The following is a 20057-nucleotide window of genomic DNA, read 5'->3' on the forward strand; positions in this document are numbered from 1 at the left end:
CGGGTTCCACAGTCCTGACGGAGGCGAGCTCGGCACGTCAGGGGTCAGCCTCCGCCTGTGCGTAGCTACTAGCGACGAGCGGTGGGAGTCATGGTGATCTCGTGACGTTCGCCGTCGCGTAAAAACACCACAGTAATGACCTCATCAACCTTCACGGCATCCAACGCGTAAGTGTAGTCATAGATGTTGGCAATCAATTGACCTGCAAACTCAATGAGCACATCGCCCTCTTGGAGGCCAGCCTTCGCCGCCGGACCACCTTCGATAACACCACCTAGTAATAGACCCTCGACCTCAGCAGTATAGTCAGGAATCGTTCCAGTGAACGCCCGCAAGCTCGCACGTTGGCCCTGCTGCTCTACCTGCTCGACCCGTACAAAGTCCAATGGAGTGTTTCGATTGGAAACGTTACGCGCGATGATCGTACCTAACCTGACCACTCGGTCAAGATCCTCGTAGTTAACAGCCGAAGTATCATCACTCGGCCGATGGTAGTCCGAATGGCTACCTGTGAAGAAATTTAGGCTCGGAACCTCCGCACCGTTAAAACTCATCACATCGGTCGGCAAATACGGATCGTGTTGGATCTGCACGTTGAAACCAACAGGTACGTTCGCCTGCTCGATCAGCCCCTCCCATGCCGTGCTAGAACCCACCGCCTGCAACGCAAGCCTGTTGTCACGTGCGCGTCCGACCATGTCAAAGTTTAAATAACCCGAGATGTCCGGCATCGGTACTGGTTCTGTATCAGCAAAGTTCGCAGACCCAAGGAGACCCAACTCTTCACCTGACCAAAACGCCAGGATGACGCCTCTCCGACGGTCAGTGCCAGCAAGTGCACGGCCGATTTCAATGACCGCCGCCACACCAGATGCGTTATCGTCAGCACCGTTATGAATTTCACCACGCTCGTTATCACGTGCTAAAGAATTGCCTTGGAGGCCGAGGCCCAAGTGGTCATAGTGCGCACCCAGTAACACATACGGCTTTTGGTCTGCAGTGACCGAAGGCATGGCCAACGGCGGCAAATATCCGACAACATTGAAGCCGGTACGCTGCTCCCTAGTCACCCTGACATCGAGTGTCAGTCGTACGTCGTCGATAGAAAATCCCGCCACGTGAGGGTTACCGGTGTCCAGTTCAGCCTGAATTTCCTCGACAGTCCGGTTCGGCACATACTCAAACAGTGAATCCCCCACAGCTGCACTCATGGTCGCGGCGACAATCCCCGACCCGGAAATGGCCGTATCAAAGGTCATCGGAATCGTCAGGCCAGCGTTCGGTGAGCGCGGGCCAGTTAACACGAGCAATGCCTTTGCCCCACGTTGGCGGGCAGCCATTGCCTTATAGCGGAGGCCTGAATACCGCGCGAGGATGTTACGTAGTTCCTGATCTACATCCTCTGGAAAATAGCGAAGCACCACAACAATCTTGTCGGTGACGTCGAGGGTTGCATAGCTGTCATAGCCGAAGTCTTGCGAGTCTGGCACGACTAGGCCGTAACCAGCGAACACCACCTCACCTTCGACTTCGGTCGAATCAGAAAACGACAGCGCTTGCACGTCGTCACTGCTATTCCAGCTGGTATCAAGGTTGAGTGTCAGTGACGTGCCAGCATCGTTGACACCGGCCGTGAACTCGAAAGGTAGCCGGAAATCTGATTGGCCTGGAAGGACTGTCGCTCCGATCGTGCGAAGTTGCCCGACAATGTAGTCTGCTGCACCCTGGGCTCCTTCAGACCCAGTCAGGCGTCCCCCCAATGCATCTGCCGCCAGCGCCTCAACATGCGATTGTGTGCGCCATCCTTCTTGGGCAACAACCGGACCTACGAATGCACTCACTCCCACGACGAAAACTGCCACGGAGAATTGAACGCGATATCGCTTCGTCATATCGTTACTCATCACCACCCGCCTCGCTGGTCCCGCCAGAATCTCTTGGCCCAGCGGCTTCAAGCGCTTCGAGCGCCTTGGCATGATTCCACTGTCCAAGAAAAATCTGTCCGGCTTGACCACCAGCGCGATTTGACGTCCATGTTAGAACCTCGCCATTTGGTGACGGTACAGGCAGTCCATCGAACCCATCGGTGTAAGTGATACGTATCGGTTCCTTTCGACCATCGGCATCGACAATGTACACCTCAAAATTCGTGAAGCCCAGTTTGTTCGATGCAAAGAAGATGTATTCGCCTGATGGATGGTAGTACGGCGCCCAACTCAACGAGTTAAAGTCAGTGATCTGCTGCTGCTCGGTGCCGTCGAGATTCATCGTCCAAACATCGGCGGTCAAACCTGCCTCGTCAAAGCGCCGCCAAACGATTTTTGAACCGTCGGGGGAGAAGAACGGACCGCCGTCGTACCCCAAAACATCGGTAAGCCGTCGCTGCCCTGATCCATCAGCACGCATAATGTAGATTTCAGCAAAGTACGACGGGTCTAGTTCTAGTTGCTTCCGCTCATCCTGACTCAATTCTCGGTTGTAGGCGTCACGCATCGACGTAAACGCGATCCATTCTCCATCTGGTGAATAGCCCCCTTCAGCGTCGTACCCGTAGACATCTGTCAATCGCGCATATTCACCAGTGTCCTGGTCGAATGTATAAATCTCCATCTCCGGGTCGTAGTCCCACGCGTATCGTCGTTCTTGCCCAGATTCGCGAAAAGCCATCTCGGCAGCCTGTAACGCCTCGGATTCGGAATCGTGCTGAGTTGAGGCATACATGATGAGCGCGCTGCCAGGCTGGAAAAAAGCGCAGGTCGTCTTACCATGACCTGGTGAAATCCGGCGCGAGTCACCCGTCTCCATATCAAGAACGTAAATCTGATAGAAGGGGTTCTCGGGCTCTCGTTCACTTTGAAAAACAAGCATGCCACCGTCTGGTCGAAAATAGCCCTCTCCAGCCCGCTTGCCTGTGATGGTCAGCTGCCGGATACGCGTCACGAAGTCAGATTCAGAGTAACCATCGTCATTCTGACTAGCAACGAAGGTCCCCGACAGCCCTAGAACCAGCACCGCCGCCACAATTACTACCCTGCACATCCGTGTCCCAACGTTTGTCATATTCCACATCATCCTTAACTCTCTGGCCGTCAGAGCCCGCCCTCACCATATTATCGCGCTCGCCCAGAATCGCGGGAACTTTGGTATCTAACCATTAAACGCTCCGTCCGATGTGTCCTGCGCCGCCACGATTTGACTGACCGCATGGTAATTCACACCACACTCCCTGTCACTGTAGCTATCCTCTCAAGACGAAAGCACGGTAGTAATACACTATAAACTGCACGCACGCAGCGTCCCTAGTCCAACATCTACCTCACTTTTTACTCCCAACTCCTGTATTCTTGTGCCGGTATGACCCGCACTGCCTCCACGATGTTGCCTCTGGAGACACCAGCGCCAGATTTCGTGTTGCCCGACCCGCGTGGAGACGTCGTCTCGCTGTCTCGTTTTTCCGATGCACCAGCACTCGTGGTCATTTTCATGTGCAACCATTGCCCCTACGTGAAACATCTGAAGCCGGCACTAGCCGTGTTCGCCCGCGACTACCTCCCGAAGCATGTCGCGGTGGTTGGGATCAATTCAAATGACACAGCTGAGTTCCCCGAAGATGCCCCTGAACGAATGGTAGAGGACATCGAAGCGTTTGATTACCGCTTTCCGTATCTCGTGGATGGAACACAGGAGATAGCCAAAGCATATGGCGCGGCCTGCACACCGGACTTCTTTTTGTTCAACGTGGGTCGGCGGCTTGTGTACCGAGGACAGTTCGATAACAGTCGACCGAACAATGGCCTACCCGTTACCGGCGAGTCCTTACGAACGGCAGTGGACGCCATCCTCGCCGGCTCACCGGTCCCTGGACCTCAAACACCAAGCCTTGGCTGCAACATCAAGTGGAAACCAAACAACGCACCGGATTACTTCGCCGGTTGAGATGATTTAGAACCGACCTTGGACATAAAGCGCCCTTGTTTACTGGGCGCTCCTCGCTCATCACAAACGCCCTGCCCTGTAACGAACCCTGGGTCGACCTGCATAGCATCCTCCAACAACTCTAGGTAATGGACGCGGGGCACCCCCACCGCACCTAGACGTGCCAAGTGCGGTGTGAGCCATTGGACGTCGAGTAAGCGGAACTCGCGGGTCCGCAGGTGGTCTGTCAAGGCCGAAAGTGCTACCTTCGACGCGTCGGTCACACGATAGAACATCGACTCGCCAAAGAACGCTCCCCCCAAGGCAACGCCATAGAGTCCACCAGCCAATTCTCTACCACACCACACCTCGACCGAGTGTGCGAAACCCGCTTCGTAGAGCGCCGAATATGTTTCGATAATTTCGCCATTGATCCAGTCACCCTCAACCCCGCGAGACGCGCAGCCAATAATTACCTGATGAAACGCGCGATCGAATGTTATGTCGAACTTGTGACTCCGCAGGACACGTGCCAGGCGACGCGAGACACGAAACCGACCTATCGGTAGGATTCCACGCGGGTCGGGCGCGTGCCACACCATGGTTCCAGATGGCCCGGGCATTGGGAACAAACCCGAACGGTAGGCCGTTAGCAGGACCGGGAGCGAAATCATAATCCGTCTAGTAATATATAGTGGTTCATCAGTCGTAGCTGGGCATTGGTTCCCTCTGGGGTTAGTCTGCATACAATGAAATGATGGACGAGTCGTTCCACACGTCGCACGAAGCGTTTTGCCATGAACGAATCCGAAGTGGTAACTAAAGGGATCCGGGTCCACGTGACCTCTCATTACTCCGCTGAAAACTCTCAGCCGCAGAATCTGTGGTTCTTTCTTTATACGATCAAGATTTCGAACGAGAGTACCGATACGGTGCAACTCGTTAGCCGTCACTGGGTCATCACCAACGCTGAGAACCAGGTTGAGGAGGTTCAGGGTCAAGGTGTCATCGGCAAACAACCGGTGCTGGCACCTGGTGAATCATTTGAGTACACGTCCGGCTGTCCACTCACCACGCCTTTCGGCATGATGAAAGGGACCTACCAGATGCTCACGGCCGACGGTGACAATTTCGAGGTCGAGATCGCTCCATTCGCTCTGACAGAACCCTACACCGTGCACTGAACGTGCCGTCGGACACGTCAAGCGGTAGGATTTTTCTTGGTCAAAACGTATTTGTTACTTGAAACGTCGAGGACCTGTGGGTTGGTTAGTAGGCATCGGCTGGCCTACTCTCACCATTTAGTCGAGTGCTTCACTCGTTGGTAGACACCCCTCCGTATGTGATGCAACCAGACGTTTCCATCCGCACCAGGCGCGCGGCGATGACGGCACTTTTCATGAGTGCCGGCCTGTCTTCAAGCGGATACATCGCCGCAATTATCGTGGCTCCTCTCATCGCCGAAGACCTGCTCGGTAACGCTATGCTGAGTGGTCTGCCGTCAGCCTTTACTGTCGTTGGTATGGCCATTGGCTCAACGGTGCTGTCAACTAGGATGGCCAAGTCTGGACGACGTAGCGGCCTGGTTCTGGGCTACACAGTCGTGGCGGTAGCAGCAGCCCTAGCCGTGATTGCAACAAATCTCGCGTCCTTCACCCTGTTCTCATTCGCCATGTTCGTCCTGGGTGCTGGCCACAGTGCAAATCGGCTCACGCGCTATGCGGCGTCAGACCTGTATGAATCGAAACAACGCGGAGCGGCAATCGGCTGGGTGATCTGGGCCGGCACGATAGGGTCAGTGGTCGGCCCAGCGCTTCTCGAACCAGCGCGCGTATTTGCGATGTGGCTCGGCACTGTCGAAACGTCTGGCGCCTATTTGGTTACCATTGTTGGAGCCCTAAGCGCGATCGGGGTTTTGCGGGCAAAAATGCCGCGGCTCGCTTCATTCAACGCGTCGACCAGCTCAAAGGCTCAGTATTCCAGCATCAGTCGGTTGCTCGGGGTACCCGAAATGCAGATCGCGCTAATGGCATTAGTCATTTCCCAAGGGGTAATGGTGCTCCTAATGACCATGACACCAGTCCACATTCGAGGCGCGGGTGATGGGCTTGGTTCGATCGGATTGGTCATCGGTGCTCACGCTTTTGGCATGTACGCACTTTCTCCGCTTACAGGGATACTGAGCGATCGACTGGGACGTGTCCCCGTCATTCTGCTCGGTATGGCCATGCTGGTGGGTTCAGCGTTCTTGGCCGCCAACACTCCCGGACACGAAACCATGCGGTTGACAGTCGCGTTACTCCTGCTGGGTCTCGGATGGAATCTCGGGTTCGTTGCCGGCAGTGCTCTGCTGACCGACAGCGTGCCTGACATTGACCGCCTCCATGTACAGGGCTTCGGTGATTCGGTTACCTGGGTGACCGGGGCAGTGGCTAGCCTTGCGTCCGGTGTGCTCCTAGCAAGCGGTGGTTTCCCCAAGCTGAGCTTCGTCGGCGCAACGTTCGCGGTCCTGCCGGCTCTATTGATTGGGTGGCACAGACTCCGTAAGTCGCCAGTCGTTGGCCCAGACTAAGAACTCTAACAGCTAGAAACGTCAACCTTCCTCCGGCAGCACCGTCCGGCGGACAACGCCTTCGATTGTTAAACCTTGAATGATGATCGAAAAAATAACAACACCGTAGGTCGCCGCAAGCAACAACTCCTTGACCGGTGACGGTGGCAGCGACAACGCTAGCGCAACGGAGATGCCTCCCCGCAATCCGCCCCACGTAAGTACGGGAATCGCGCCTCGTGTAAACGTTCGCATCAAGCCCAGAAGCGTGATTGAACCCGCCACACTTACGAAACGAGCCACCAAAACCACGGGAATCGCCAAGCCTACGGCAAGGCCAATCTTACCGTTCAAGGAGAGCGCTACGACCTCAAAACCGATGATGAGAAACAGAACTGAGTTTAGAATCTCGTCGAGTAACGACCAGAACGTTTCGATATGTTTTCGTGTGTTTACACTCATCGCGAATCGCGTGCCGTGATTGCCAATGAAGAGTCCTGCGACAACAACTGCAAGTGGCCCTGACACGTGTAACTGAATCGCGATAACTGAGATCGTCATCACGAGAGAGAGCGTCATCAGTATCTCAAGGTTATGCTCGTCCACTTGGCGCATAACGCGAAAGGTGAGGTATCCCGTCAATAAGCCGAGTGCAATACCGCCGACCGCCTCGGTCAACAGTAGCTTTACCACCATCAGAACTGACACATTACCTGGTGAAGTGGCGTCAAGCCCCAACCCAACCAAAACTGAAAAAATGACCACGCCCACACCATCGTTGAAAAGACTTTCGCCAGCGATCTTGGCTTGGAGTGCTTTCGGCACAGCAATCGTCTTTAGAATGCTGAGCACAGCGATCGGGTCAGTAGGTGAAATGAGCGCGCCGAAGACAAGGCACTGTAACCATGAAACGTCGAACCCGAGCGCGTGCCAACCTACGTAGGTCAACGCTCCGACAATCAGTGTTGACGCGAGGGTGCCAACCGTTGCTAGCATCGAGATCGCCCAGCGGCGATTCAATAGATCGGCCAAGTCAACATGTAAGGCGCCCGCGAAAAGCAGAAAGCCCAACATGCCTTTCATCAGGGTTTCGTACAGGCCGATTTCAAGTAATACACCGTGGACGGCCGCGCGGAAACCAAGTGAAGGGATGAGGCTATCGACCGCCAGTGCGGCGAGCGAGGTTAAAAGAGCAATGACAACAAGGCCGATGCTATGGGGCAACTTCAGCCACCGGTGGTTCAGGTAGCCAAACGCCGCCGCTCCGGTCACGAGGAGGGTAGCAAGCTGGAGAACCGACTCTATGCCCATCGCGTCACTCTACTGTGAGAGTGACGTCTCATCCGAAAAAAAAATTGAAAAAATACTGCGAGCGCTCAGTTCAGCGCTCATTCCCACGCAACCTCAATTTCATACGTGTCGTCGCCCCCCGTCCCCGTAGCAGTCACGCGTATGCTCTCAGGCCGATGCACCCGTTGGTTAAACGGCGTGCCGTCGCTTCCGCGAAGTTCACCCAACGAGAAGCGGTTTGTAGCCTCAGACTCCAAGCGGTATATCGTCGCCGAAAAGACCATCTGTCGTCCGACAGGAAACACTTCCAGTTTGAGGTCGTTCAGCCCGGTACCGGAGTGATTACTTACGCTTATGTTGAGTTGCGATCGTTCGATTTCGATCGGCCCTCCGGTCGGCGAATCGTATTCCCTACCTGATCCGCACGCCGTCACAACCACCATGATGCCTAAAATGACCGCCGCGGCCGCAATCTTATGAACATCTCCGCACTTCTTCATAGTCTTACCCTCCAAAGAATCTATAGAAGACTAATGGCCGACCGGGGAATCAAGTTGTATGAGCCGAACTGACACAACGGCCTTAGGAAACGGAACGACAAGCCAGTAGACTCTGGACCTGGGCCGGTTCTAGGAAAACCAAAGAGTATGACGCCGAACGCCGAAGGTCTCATATTCACCACCGGGAACGGAACGCTGACCGTCTCAGAAAAGCAAACCTACACGGAAAGGCCGAGTCTAGCCCGATGAGACCGGGCATGCAAGGTTGGACCGGGTGGGGCCGAATCGCTCATCGCGTCGAGGTGACGGCCACAGTGGTGTCCTAGAAATGCCGCTCGTACCAAGCAATTGAACGTTCAAGTAGGTCTACTTGGTGGGCCGCCTCGCGAATGCCGTGACCCTCGCGTGGGTAGCGTACCATCACCACCTCCACGCCGACGTCTTTGAGTGCGATATAAAACTGTTCGGCTTCAGCAATCGGTACATCATTATCGTTCTCGCCGTGCACAAGCATTGTTGGAGTCGTCACGCTGTGTGCGTAACGAATGGGTGACCGTTCCCAAAGCAAATCAATGATGCCATTTTCGTGGGGGTAAGCACCAAATTCTACGGCGAGATAATCATGATAGTAAGCCATGTAGTTGAAGCTGATGAGATTTGAAATGCTCGCTCGCGGAATCGCTGCCCTAAAGCGCTCTGTCTGCGTAATAATCCAATTCGTGAGCTGCCCACCATAGCTCCCGCCCTCGATCACCAACCGACCACCGTCAAGCCACCGGTACCTGTCGAGCGCTGCATCAACACCAGCCATTACATCTTTCGCTTCGCCACCGTTTTGATCCATAAAAATGGCGTCGGTCAGCTCCTGCCCATAGCCAGTCGACCCTCGGTAATTCACCATGAGTGTTGCCCAGCCGAGTCCCGCATAGACCTGTGCAGTTAGATTGAACGCCGCCCCTTGCTGACCGTGGGGACCACCATGGATCATGACCACCAGTGAATGACGATTTGCTGAATCAAGATCAACGGGTTTAGTAAGGAATGCCTCGATAGGTCGGCCATCGAAACTCGAAAACGTGAACGCTTCTACCTCAGCCGTCACACGCTCGGCAAGAAGCTCGGCATTTAGCGACGTCAATGGTTCCGACGAACCGTCGTGTCGCATATAGAGTTCAGCAGGGCCGCTCGGCGCAGTGAATGTGTAAGCGATCGCGCCATTGTCCGCCACCGACCAAGCGCCGACCCGTCCTCGATCAATAACAGTCATGCGGGGTGAACCACCAGAGGTGGGCAGCTGAAACAGATGGACATTGCCACGTGCCTGAACCGTGAAGTAAAGCGACTGACCATCAGAAGCCCACCGCACGCTCCGTTGACGATTATCAATGCTGCCGCCGAGCTCCTGGCGGTTACGCCCATCAGCGTCGAGAACCCACACGTGGGTGTCCTCCATCGTCGTCTCGGATGAAGTTAACGACCGTCGAGATCCTAAATAGGCGATCAGGCGACCGTCGGGTGACCATGTCGGTTGGTACTCCGCACTCGCCGTATCAGTCACCCTACGAATCGCGCCGTTTGCAACACGCACTGCATATATATCGTAATTAAAAACACGGTCCGGGTCCGGCTCGCGATTCGAAATAAACACAATCTCATCGCCTTGCGGTGACCAATCGATAGAGTGCTCGTAATAGATTCCGCTGGTAAGTTGATTTACGCGATTAGTAATTCGGTCAAATATGAATATATGCACTCGACGATTGTCGTTAAACCGAGTCATCCCCTCTGAAGCCGTTGGCTTGTAGAGATAACGGGTGATGACCATCGGGTCACCCGCTGCCGCATCCTCTGCCTCACCGGTCGCCGACACGAAAGCAATGCGGTTGCCATCGGGGGCCCACGCAATTCGCTCGCCAGCTGACGGCAGTGGATGATTTGTACCTGTAATTGGCGTAAGAAATTTTTCGGCCGAGCCATCCGCGCGCGCTACTACGAGTCCTGCCTGACCTTCCACCACGCCGAAGTAAGCAATCTCTAGACCGTTAGGTGACCAGCGAGGCCCCGAGGCAAAGCCACCTTCACCACCGAGTTTCGACACTTCGCCGCTTGCGATCTCCATTACCCAGACTTCTGAATAGGAACGCCCAGGTCGATCGCTTTTTCTAACGCTGTAGGCAACTCGCTCCCCGTCAGGTGAAAGTTGAACGTCGCCAACGGCCTGCTGCCGATAGAGATCGGCGGCTTCAAAGGGGCGAACTTGCGCACTCACCGACCGGTCGGCTCCTACCATCACGCCAATGACAACTAATAGAACAGTGATACACACGCGAGGACTCATGGGTCTCCTTTGATAACGAGTACGGTGAGCAGGATATCAGAGAAAGAACAGAGAAAATGGATGGTGGAAGCCAAAAACAAAAATTGCGGGGAAGGAAAAGTCGTCGGTCCCGCTTCCCCGGCCTTGTTCCCGTTGACTTCTATCCTTTGAATCCCGCTCTGTTCAACGCAGTTCCCTGCCCCGTGTCTCCGGAATCCAAATCCAGAAAATGGCAGCCACAATGAAGGCTGCAGACGTAATCGAAAGTGCCGGAGCAAAACCATGGGTCTCAGCAAGTGACCCGACAATCCATGGAGCTGCAGCGCTAGCCAAACGACCAATGTTGTAGGTAAATCCCTGGGCCGTAGCGCGGATTTCAGTTGGATATATCTCCGCAGTCACCGCTCCGAATCCGCTAAACGATCCGGTTCCGAAGAACGCAACAAACGGGCCCAACACGAGTAGCGCTATCGGGTTACGGGTAGAGGTGTAGGCAAGAATAAGCGCAGCCGCAATCAGTACGTAAACTATGTAAGTACGCTTCCTTCCAACGCGATCACTCACGAAACCGAACATTACGTAGCCAAGCCACATCCCAATTTGCATTGCGATGATTAGTGCGGACATCGCATATGCACTCAATCCAATGCCCCCATCCGCTACCGATAGCGAGAGGTAGGCTGGAATCCACAGGTTGAAGCCCCACCACGCAAACATGATGCAGGCATTCATCAGGGTCACTGCAACTGTTAGGCTGCGCAGTTCACGCCGGAACATTGAACTGAAACGGCCTAAAGATTTACTGCTGCGTGCACTGGCCTGCCAGATTTGAGGCTCTTCAAGCCGCCGTCTAATCCAGACCGTGAACAGGGCTGGAAAAATGCCAACGAAGAACACTGCCCGCCAGCCCAAGCTTGGTAATACGAGTGCAGTCACGATGGCTGCAGCAGCGTATCCAAGAGCCCAGGAACTTTGCATGAGGCCAAGCGCCTTGCCTCGATGCTCAGCTGGCCACGTCTCTGAGATGAGCGCTGCACCGCTCGCCCATTCACCGCCCATGCCGATGCCCAAGAAGACACGGAACACAGCGAGCTGGCGCACCGACTGTGCAAAACCACAGGCTGCTGTGAACACGGAGTAGGTGAGGATGCTCCAGATGAGTGCGCGAACACGGCCGAAACGATCGGCGAACACACCGAACAGGATCCCGCCAACCGCGGAAGCCGCCAACGTCAGAGAGGCCAGTGAACCACCCGTTGCGGTGCTCATATTCAAATCAGCCATGAGCGCGGCGAGCACGAGCGCGTAAAGCATGACGTCAAAGGAGTCCAGTAGCCATCCCATTGACGCGGCGACCAACGCACGCCTCGCAATTGGGGATGACTCTCGCCACCAATGTAAGCTCAGGAGGTTCGATGGTTTGCCAGAAGAAGTGGCCACGACTCAGCTACCGATGGTTTGAGCAGGCACTCAAGAACCAGACAGTCATTCCTCGTTGTTCTTCTCTTTTGGCGGCCTCGGCCGGTGCATCGTCAGTCGCACACCCTCGAAGAACTCGCTACCATCACGCTCGACCTCGTGCTTGCCGTCGGCGAGATATTGGAGAATTGCCTTGTCCCACTGCAAGCCAGCAGTTGCAACAAGATCCATCCAGGCACCATGAGCAGTTTCATCTGGCGCTTCAGTGCTGCCACTCCAAATAGTGACACGTGGGTTACGTGCCATGAAGCTCCGACTCCCCGCGCTAGCCCGCGACCCCTTGAGTGCCGTGTAGATCAGGACATCATCAGAGAAATCAAGCTTAAAATTTTCGTTGTCGTGATCAAATCCATATCGAGCGTAGCGAGCATAGGCTCTTTCGTTGAGCGCACGGACATCAGGCGCAGCGTTGATGTACTCGGTAATGAGGTCTCGAATAGCGAAAGCTGCCTCCTTATGGCGTGGATAGCGCGGATCGTCGAGATAGCTAAACCCCGGAATGAACCAGCCCCGCATCCCCCACCAACCACGTGATTGCGTCACCCGGTTCCGAACCCACCCGGCGTACTCCGAAAAGAGTTGGACCCATTCGTGTGATGGATACCCATGAGGGTTAAGAAAAATGTCGGGTAGCCAACTGCGCCACAAGTCAACGCGAATCGTCGATTCGGGATAGAGGGGATCACTGTTCCATTGGCCCGACGCAACGTCAACACCTAGGGCGCCAAGATATCCTGCATGCAACATATGGTTAGGGGTGCTCCTAGAAAGATCGTAGGCGAGCTGTGCACCGTCGGCGTTGGTAATAGGATGAATGATCACGTTCACCTTATTTAGCCGTGAGTTAAAGGCTTCGTCAGTCAGCAGTAACTCGGCCAACTTGAGCACATGGCTGGTCGATGACACCTCATTCGCATGCTGCCGTGCCGAGTAGATGACTGTCGGCTTGAACGTTGTCGCTTTCGCGTGCGACCAATGCGATGCTTCGATCGGCGACATGAGATCCATTGCCCAAACATCCTTGCCGAGATAGCTACCGCCAACTCGGTAGGTTGTAGCTTCGGGGTACTCGGCCATGACGGCAAGAACAGCGTTCGCTTCGGGTGGCGGAATCGGGGTCTCCCATTGGACGATCGGAGCGTCAGGGTCACGCGTCGGCGCGCCGCTCAGCAACGATCTGACGTCTGGAAACGGCGCAGGCCGGCTACCACGGATAAGCGATGCGGTTAGCTGGGTCTCAATATCAATCTCGTGCTCCCACCCAGCAGCAACGCGTATTTCTCCCAAACCGTGGTAAGCAAGCGCGTCCCGATATAGCCCGGCCTCACGTAGCCGTTCAAGGTTACCGACAAGAGAGATCAACTGTGTAGCGGACATAATCTGCTCGTCCACCCGCTCAACACGTGTGCGTTTAACCAGTTCCGTCCACTCGTCGTGTTCCGAATCGACCTTGACGCGCAAATCGAGTCGCTCGATACCATCCTGACCATCACGTACGTAAGCGGCTAGTGTCACTGGCTGTTCCAGGGCTACCCTGGGAATGTCACGCCGCAGGTGCCCAGCCAAGCCCCCCTCTTCTTGATAGCTCACAACAACCGCGGGCCGTGGTGAGCCAAAGCCGGTGAAACTAATCGTGGCAGTACCTGGGGTGCCATCCGATTTCGCCTGTACGATCGGAATAACCCGCCCCGGGTAATTGAGCGCTTGCCCACGAGCATAGCGGCCTAGAACATCAAAGAAGTGCAACGTACCAAAGTAGATCTCCTCGTGGAGTGCCTCCATTGGTGCAATCTGCTCTTGGTCGATGCCAAGCTGATAATCGGGCTCGCTCAGTGTCACCGCCACTGTAAGCTCACCAAAGTGCGGCGCGTCGGCTGCGCGGGGTTTACCCTCACTAAGCTCCATGACGTAGTCATAAATTGCTGGGAGCGTGGTCCCCTGAAAGTAATCCCAAAAGCGCTCGGGGTCGGTAATGATCCGTGTGTTAGCAACCTCGCGGTCGCCAACACGCGCGTCGAGCCAACCGGTGGTGACACGGACCTTCTCGTAATCGGGAAACTGATCGAAATACGACCGCACCACTACCGCAGGTTCAAACACCTGCCGCAGCCGCTCGCGACCACGCGCGTCCCAAGCAATCACCTCGTAGGTCGGAGACCCAATCGGCATCTTTTCGAATGTGATTTTGTCGAGTGCAAGGTCGAGCTCCCGGGCGAGTACTTCATCGATCGGATGCAGTTCAAGCAACCATCGCGTCGGGGTGTACATCGCTTGCTGCCGCCACCCGGGAGGCGGACCGATTTCGGCGAATCGAATCACAACTCGATCCACCGGCAGAGTTGCCAGCCTCGGCCGGACGGCGTCGTAGAGCCAACTGTAACCCTGCTTATAGGCCGAAAGGATCGATACCGATACTTCAGAAAGTGTCGCTCCGGCATCAACAAGCTCTTGAATCACCTGCTGCTCAATCCGCGAACGCATCATTGGCGGCTCGCTGAGTCTTGCTGTCACGGTGATCGGTTCATCCCACATAACGGTTGGAATAACCTTGTTGCGGAAGTGTTCCCAGAACTCATCGACTTCCGAGGGAATCTCGATCTCATCACCGATAACAACACCGTCTACTTCGACGGGCCGAGCCTCCTGGACATCAAGACTCTCCACCGTTACGTCCAAGTCCGACACCGCTAGTGATGCTTCGACCGTTCTCCGAACCAAAACCTCTAAGCCCTGCTCGGGCTTCTCGACGAAGACGGTTACCTCAGCCGAAGTTAAAGAACGATCAGACAGTTCAGTGGCCAGTTGCTCAAGTTTGTACAGCGCCGTTACTGCCTGACCTGCCGGAGACCGACCCGACAGCAGGTTCCGAGCATCGTCCTCGACCGTGTCTATCGTGGTGCGATCCTTTCCCCGCTCCCAGATGTGAGGAAGCCGCTCGGTCAACTGAAGGATTGCCCGATCAAGACCGGAGGCGTCACCTCCGGTGACAATGACCGCGCTCTTACTCCCAAATGCTGGCCGTACCACCTGAACAAGGCCCTGGCCTGGCATCAAGTCAGGTAATTCCACCTTCCCGTCCTCAATCAATGCATCGATAAGGGGGTGATCCATGCCGATCAACACCGGCGTCGGCAACGATTCAGGTTTCTCAATCGCTTCGGTAGGCAGCGCTAATGGCACTGATAATCCGGTGGTCTCGAGCCCGAGGCGCGCGGCAAGGTCAATTGTGCGCATGATGCCTCCGCCCGATGGCACCAGCACGATGTCCGTCCGGTCTGGGATCAGATCGCTATTAGAGTCGCCAAAAAAGCCGTCAATGCCGTACACCGAGGACAAGTCCAAACTGCGCTTAGCCGCCGCCCCCGGCCGGCTGCTCAGAGGCTTAGGGTCGGGACCACGCACTCGCGGCAGGTCAATCGACACAACGACCCCTTCGGCAACTAGGTTGAATTGAAGCATGAGTGCTCCCGGGTAGGACAATGTTGGGTCGTCGTCACTCTCGGGTTCAACATTGTTGGTCGCCCGAGAGGTCAGCAGCTCATTCAGAGAGTCTTCTGCCTGTCGTAGTGCGTCCACCGCGTCGAAACGAACAATGACCCCCAAGCGGTCAATGCCAGCACCACCCGCCGTAACACGCGCATTAGGAACAGCGATCCTGCCGACTGGCACATCCAGGAAAGTCCCGGCCGCATCAACAACGTCAGCCAATGCTGCGCCCTTCGGGTCCCACACCTTAGGTAGCCGTCCGGCGAAAAGTTCAGCAGCCGCCCGCGTTCCAGCATCGTCAGGACCGGCTAGGACAATCGCGAGTACTTCCCTCACACGTGTCACCGTTACCAGGCCCTCACCCATCGCAAGCTCATTCAGTCCGATCGCCGATGGTGAAAGGCCCAGACGCGCCATTCCCGCAGTGCCGATTGCGACGACCGGCGAGTCAGGGTTCGCGTCAGCAAGGGGAAGCCCGATCGCCATTGACTCGAAACCGAGACGCGCCGCGACGTTAGCTGCCGCCGAGACGTCAGACGCGCTAGGCGAGTCACCTAAAACAAAGCGGACGTTAACGAAATCCGTGACGCTATCAGCGTTACGATCTTGAAAAATGACACCTTGGTCGAAGATCGACGTGAGAGTCAACGCGGGTAATTCAACCGACTGCGCTCCAGTACGGACCGTGGAAGCCACAACCACCACGAACAGTGCTGCAGTGCGAACAAGTTGTCTCCACCAACAATACAAAGTCCTCACTCCTTAAGTTTTGCAGCGGTGGGGCTGCCAACCATTACTCACGCGCTGGGCATCCCCGGCCGCCTTGCCAGCGTAGCCCCTGGTTCCTGATTGATCAAGGATCTTGGTAACTTTCTGCTACGATTGCGGCCGACACTTGATTCGGCACGCCTCCAGCTAGCTGAAGGAAGAGAGAAGATGTCAGTTGATTTCACTCGGCGAGAGTTTCTCGGTGCGGTAACCACTGCCAGCCTTGCACCGAGAGCTATCAAGGCCGTCGGGCAGCCATCAGTAAGCGAGCCGCTCTATAGGATCTCGCTGGCCCAGTGGTCGTTAAACCGGACAATTTTCGGTCCCCGAGGCGACAACTTTATGTCGCTTCTGCGCACCGACCCTGACGCAGTGCTCCAGGGAACATTGAACCCACTCGATTTCGCAAGGACGGCCAGGCGAGACTACGACATTGACGCTATCGAGTACGTGAATCAGTTCTTTTTCGGCCATGCTCGCAATGCTTCTTATCTTCGAGATCTGAAACAGCGAGCCGACGATGAAGGGGTGCGCAGCCTGCTTATTATGTGCGATGCCGAAGGCAACTTGGGAGACCCTGATGCTTCGGCGCGGACCACGACCATCGAGAACCATCACAAGTGGGTCGAGGCCGCGGCTTTTCTCGGTTGTCATGCGATCCGCGTGAATGCGCGTAGTGAGGGTGCCTGGGATGAACAGGTCAAGCTCGCGACCGACGGTCTCGCACGTCTCGCCACTTTTGCGGACGGGCATGGAATTGACGTCATCGTTGAGAATCACGGTGGGCTTTCTAGTAACGGGGAGTGGCTGAGCACAGTGATGGAGGCAGTGAATCATCCGCGAGTTGGCACGCTCCCCGACTTCGGCAACTTCAACTTGGCCGATGGTGAGCTTTATGACAATTACCAAGGCGTGACTGAAATGATGCCCTACGCCAAGGCCGTTAGCGCCAAGTCACACGATTTTGATGCAACGGGAAATCACACAACGATTGACTTCACTCGGATGATGCGGATCGTCCTCGACGCTGGATATCGTGGCTATGTCGGTATCGAATACGAAGGTCAACGACTCAGTGAACCCGATGGTATCCGTGCAACGAAGGCGCTCCTCGAGCGCGTTAGAAGCGAGTTGGCCGGAGAGTATTGACCACAAAGTCAGAACAACAGGATGCCTCTTTTTGAGGTCCTCTGTCGGTCGCCGCTACCTCAAGACTTGCTTACCCAACACCTGTTATGAATCTCCCAAGCTCACGCCTGACCTGGAATTTACTAGCGTATCTTTCCCTTGCAACCACTCCGCTAATAGCGCAGCCACCAACAGTCGACAATGTGATTCTTATCACGCTTGACGGGGCCCGAACCCAAGAGATTTTTAGCGGCCTCGACATCGATGTGTTGCAGTCCTCCCGTAACGACGTGCCCGTCGAGACCACCGCGGTCTATCAACAGTACTGGGCCTCAACCCCCGAGGCCAGACGCAGACAATTGATGCCGTTCTTCTGGGGAACGCTGATGGCCGATTACGGGTCGATTGCCGGCAATCGTACGCGGGGAAGTGTTGTTGAACTCACAAACACCCAGAGATTCTCCTACCCTGGTTATTCTGAAATACTTACGGGCGAGTCACACGATGACGTCATCACGAGCAACGAGAATCGCCGCTACTCATTTCCAACGGTTCTTGATTTCCTAAGAACTGAACTGAGGCTCGACCGTGAGCGAGTCGCGGTATTCGCCGCGTGGGAAACCTTCCGCTGGATTGTTTCGAACAAGGTGGATACCTTCACCGTCAATGCTGGATATCAGTCTTCGGACGATCCCAATCCGACGATTCGGACTCTAACTAACCAGCAGTTCGAGACATTGACACCGTGGGACAGCGTCAGGCACGACTTTTATACGTTCCGCCTGGCGATGGCACACCTCGCCGCCTACAAGCCACGAGTGCTGTATCTGGCCCTCGGAGAGACTGACGACTGGGCCCACGACGGGAGATACGACAGGACACTCCAAGCGCTCAACCAGTTCGACGACTATCTACAGGAATTGTGGGAGTGGCTCGAAGCTGACAGCCAATACCGCAACCGGACAGGGATCATCATTACGGTCGATCACGGTCGAGGAAATACCGCTGCCGACTGGACTGACCACGGTAATGCGACCGAGGGTGCACAGTACATCTGGATGGCCTTCGTCAGCCCGACCGTATCACTGCGTGGGGAATGGAGCGACCATGAACCGATCGGGCAGAATCAGGTTGCGGCGACGCTCGCCCACTTTTTGGGCTTCGACTTTCGAACCCAGACGCCTACCGCTGGCCCACCAATAGAAACACTTTTCATTCAGGAGCATTGACACCTGCGTGCTCCGTCGCTGACACCCACACAGACTTACCGTGATAGCCAGCGGCGAACCCGACGGATCCAACCCCCGAGCGCATATTGATGGTCAAGGTGATCGGGTGCGGAATTTCCTGCAAAACCGGCAAGATGGAAACCGCCTTGTTCGACCTCGCTGAGTTGCTGCATTCCGATCGGTCCCTCTCGAAGAACAACTGTGCGCGTCAACCCGAGTTGGGCAAGTAGATAATCGGCGGTTTCCGTCGTACTCGCATAGGTGCCAGGAAAGACTTCAGAGTGTGTGACCCACATCTGCTTCTCCCCGGCTACAGCATCGGCGGCAAAACGGACAAATACGTCAAGGTCTTCAACCACCACTGGTGGTGACAGACCGGCTACACGTGGTGGAGTCTCACCTTCCAGATAGGTCGCATGTAGACCGTCAGCTAGCAGGACACCATCGACCCGTTCGTAGTGCTCTGAGTGACGGAGAATGGCCCGCGTCGCGCCATAGCCCGCACTAAACGAACTGAGCAGGATTTTCCCAACCTTCGTCTCTCCGCCAGACACCCAGCCAAGTGCTAACTCAATGTCGTTGATCATTGAGCTAAATGTGCCTGGGTCGACAAACGCATCGTTGTAGACCTTTGAACCAACGCCCAAGGGCACCATCACCAAGGCGGCATCAGGCATCAGTTGTGACACGTAATGCTCACCGAGCCAAAACTCATGGTGAAAGTTAACGATGACTGGTACGGTTTCGTTGCCACCGAAGTTACCGGAAACGAATAGAGTGCCGACCGATAGGTCTTCTCGTTGACCATCCGCGATGGGAGGCTCAATACGCGGGTGAGGGCGGGTTGAGTCGATCATCGGTGATGGATTCTGGCGCACCTGTGCCCTAATCGTTGGCCACGCTAGGAAAACACAAAGACCCACTAGAACTGGCAGACGCTTGCGAAACCTCCTGTCCACTGCCCTCAGCATCCTAATCGACTCCTCATTCCTTGCTCCTACGCTAGCCCCGATAGTCGTTGGCCGATAATTGCACGAGTGTATTGTCCGGGTCCATAAAATAGACCTCTACGCCACGATTAAAGGACGGGTCAAGACCGTTACGGCGAAGGGTGTCCGCCGCACGATCAAGATCAAAATTGTCTACGCCGATGCAACAATGATGAGTGTGGCCCGGTGGGTCAATTGTCGCGACTCGTATTGTCCGACTAGTTGATCGATGGCTTCTGTCATCTCCTACCCCCTCCCATTCCAAAAAAAGACAATACCTTTAACTACACGAAAACCCCCGTAGCTGCCAATTACAGTTTTCGAGGGTGGCGTCCAAGCAGCCACTCTTCGGGGGGAGGCCCCACGTTTTATCCCGGACGTGCATTGACAGCCTTGAATTGCCCA

Annotated in this window: 14 protein-coding genes; 5 read left to right on the top strand and 9 right to left on the bottom strand. The window is 55.4% G+C overall.

Annotation, left to right across the window (positions count from 1 at the left end; all coding sequences use genetic code 11):
* Positions 1-68 precede the first annotated feature (68 nt).
* Positions 69-1892, bottom strand: a complete 1824-nt coding sequence (locus QGH09_03925) for a M28 family peptidase (GenBank protein HJO17332.1) — start codon at positions 1890-1892, stop codon at positions 69-71.
* A gap of 4 nt (positions 1893-1896) precedes the next feature.
* Positions 1897-3060, bottom strand: coding sequence for a hypothetical protein (locus QGH09_03930; GenBank protein ID HJO17333.1), 1164 nt, complete (start codon positions 3058-3060; stop codon positions 1897-1899).
* Between the two features lie 294 nt (positions 3061-3354).
* On the opposite strand from QGH09_03930, the gene QGH09_03935 reads away from it, so the two are divergent.
* On the top strand, positions 3355-3936 hold the full coding sequence (locus QGH09_03935) for a thioredoxin family protein (GenBank protein ID HJO17334.1): 582 nt from the start codon (positions 3355-3357) through the stop codon (positions 3934-3936).
* Here the strand turns inward: QGH09_03935 and aat are convergent.
* Positions 3921-4589: a leucyl/phenylalanyl-tRNA--protein transferase gene (aat, locus tag QGH09_03940; protein HJO17335.1), complete on the bottom strand. Its 669-nt coding sequence runs from the start codon at positions 4587-4589 to the stop codon at positions 3921-3923. The genes QGH09_03935 and aat overlap by 16 nt on opposite strands.
* Positions 4590-4712: 123 nt before the next feature.
* Here aat and apaG point away from each other — a divergent pair, with 123 nt between their 5' ends.
* Both apaG and QGH09_03950 read left to right on the top strand, forming a co-directional pair.
* Positions 4713-5099 (top strand): Co2+/Mg2+ efflux protein ApaG, encoded by a 387-nt coding sequence (gene apaG / locus QGH09_03945; protein ID HJO17336.1) that lies wholly within the window; start codon positions 4713-4715, stop codon positions 5097-5099.
* A 137-nt stretch (positions 5100-5236) separates the two neighbouring features.
* The gene (locus QGH09_03950) at positions 5237-6487 is read left to right on the top strand and encodes an MFS transporter (GenBank protein ID HJO17337.1); all 1251 of its coding nucleotides are present in this window, start codon (positions 5237-5239) and stop codon (positions 6485-6487) included.
* A 21-nt stretch (positions 6488-6508) separates the two neighbouring features.
* Here the strand turns inward: QGH09_03950 and QGH09_03955 are convergent, their stop codons facing one another.
* The 5 genes from QGH09_03955 to QGH09_03975 all read right to left on the bottom strand — a co-directional run bounded on the left by QGH09_03955 (position 6509) and on the right by QGH09_03975 (position 16288).
* Complete coding sequence (locus QGH09_03955; GenBank protein ID HJO17338.1) at positions 6509-7777, bottom strand: sodium:proton antiporter; 1269 nt, start codon at positions 7775-7777, stop codon at positions 6509-6511.
* Between the two features lie 77 nt (positions 7778-7854).
* The gene (locus QGH09_03960) at positions 7855-8256 is read right to left on the bottom strand and encodes a hypothetical protein (GenBank protein HJO17339.1); all 402 of its coding nucleotides are present in this window, start codon (positions 8254-8256) and stop codon (positions 7855-7857) included.
* 322 nt (positions 8257-8578) lie between these two features.
* Positions 8579-10582 carry a S9 family peptidase gene (locus QGH09_03965; GenBank protein ID HJO17340.1) on the bottom strand — a complete coding sequence of 668 codons (2004 nt, stop codon included), beginning with the start codon at positions 10580-10582 and terminating at the stop codon, positions 8579-8581.
* 174 nt (positions 10583-10756) lie between these two features.
* Positions 10757-12013 carry an MFS transporter gene (locus QGH09_03970; GenBank protein HJO17341.1) on the bottom strand — a complete coding sequence of 419 codons (1257 nt, stop codon included), beginning with the start codon at positions 12011-12013 and terminating at the stop codon, positions 10757-10759.
* 45 nt (positions 12014-12058) lie between these two features.
* Entirely contained in the window at positions 12059-16288 is a 4230-nt protein-coding gene (locus QGH09_03975) for a M14 family metallopeptidase (protein ID HJO17342.1), read from the bottom strand.
* A 186-nt stretch (positions 16289-16474) separates the two neighbouring features.
* Between QGH09_03975 and QGH09_03980 the strand changes: the two genes are divergently transcribed.
* Positions 16475-17455: a sugar phosphate isomerase/epimerase family protein gene (locus QGH09_03980; GenBank protein ID HJO17343.1), complete on the top strand. Its 981-nt coding sequence runs from the start codon at positions 16475-16477 to the stop codon at positions 17453-17455.
* A gap of 86 nt (positions 17456-17541) precedes the next feature.
* A complete protein-coding gene (locus QGH09_03985; protein ID HJO17344.1) occupies positions 17542-18663 on the top strand; it encodes a hypothetical protein in 1122 nt (373 codons plus the stop codon).
* A gap of 35 nt (positions 18664-18698) precedes the next feature.
* On the opposite strand, the gene QGH09_03990 is transcribed toward QGH09_03985, so the two are convergent.
* On the bottom strand, positions 18699-19634 hold the full coding sequence (locus tag QGH09_03990) for a hypothetical protein (GenBank protein ID HJO17345.1): 936 nt from the start codon (positions 19632-19634) through the stop codon (positions 18699-18701).
* Positions 19635-20057: the final 423 nt, after the last annotated feature.

The organism is Vicinamibacterales bacterium (assembly GCA_036012125.1).
Taxonomy (GTDB): domain Bacteria; phylum Acidobacteriota; class Vicinamibacteria; order Vicinamibacterales; family UBA823; genus UBA11600.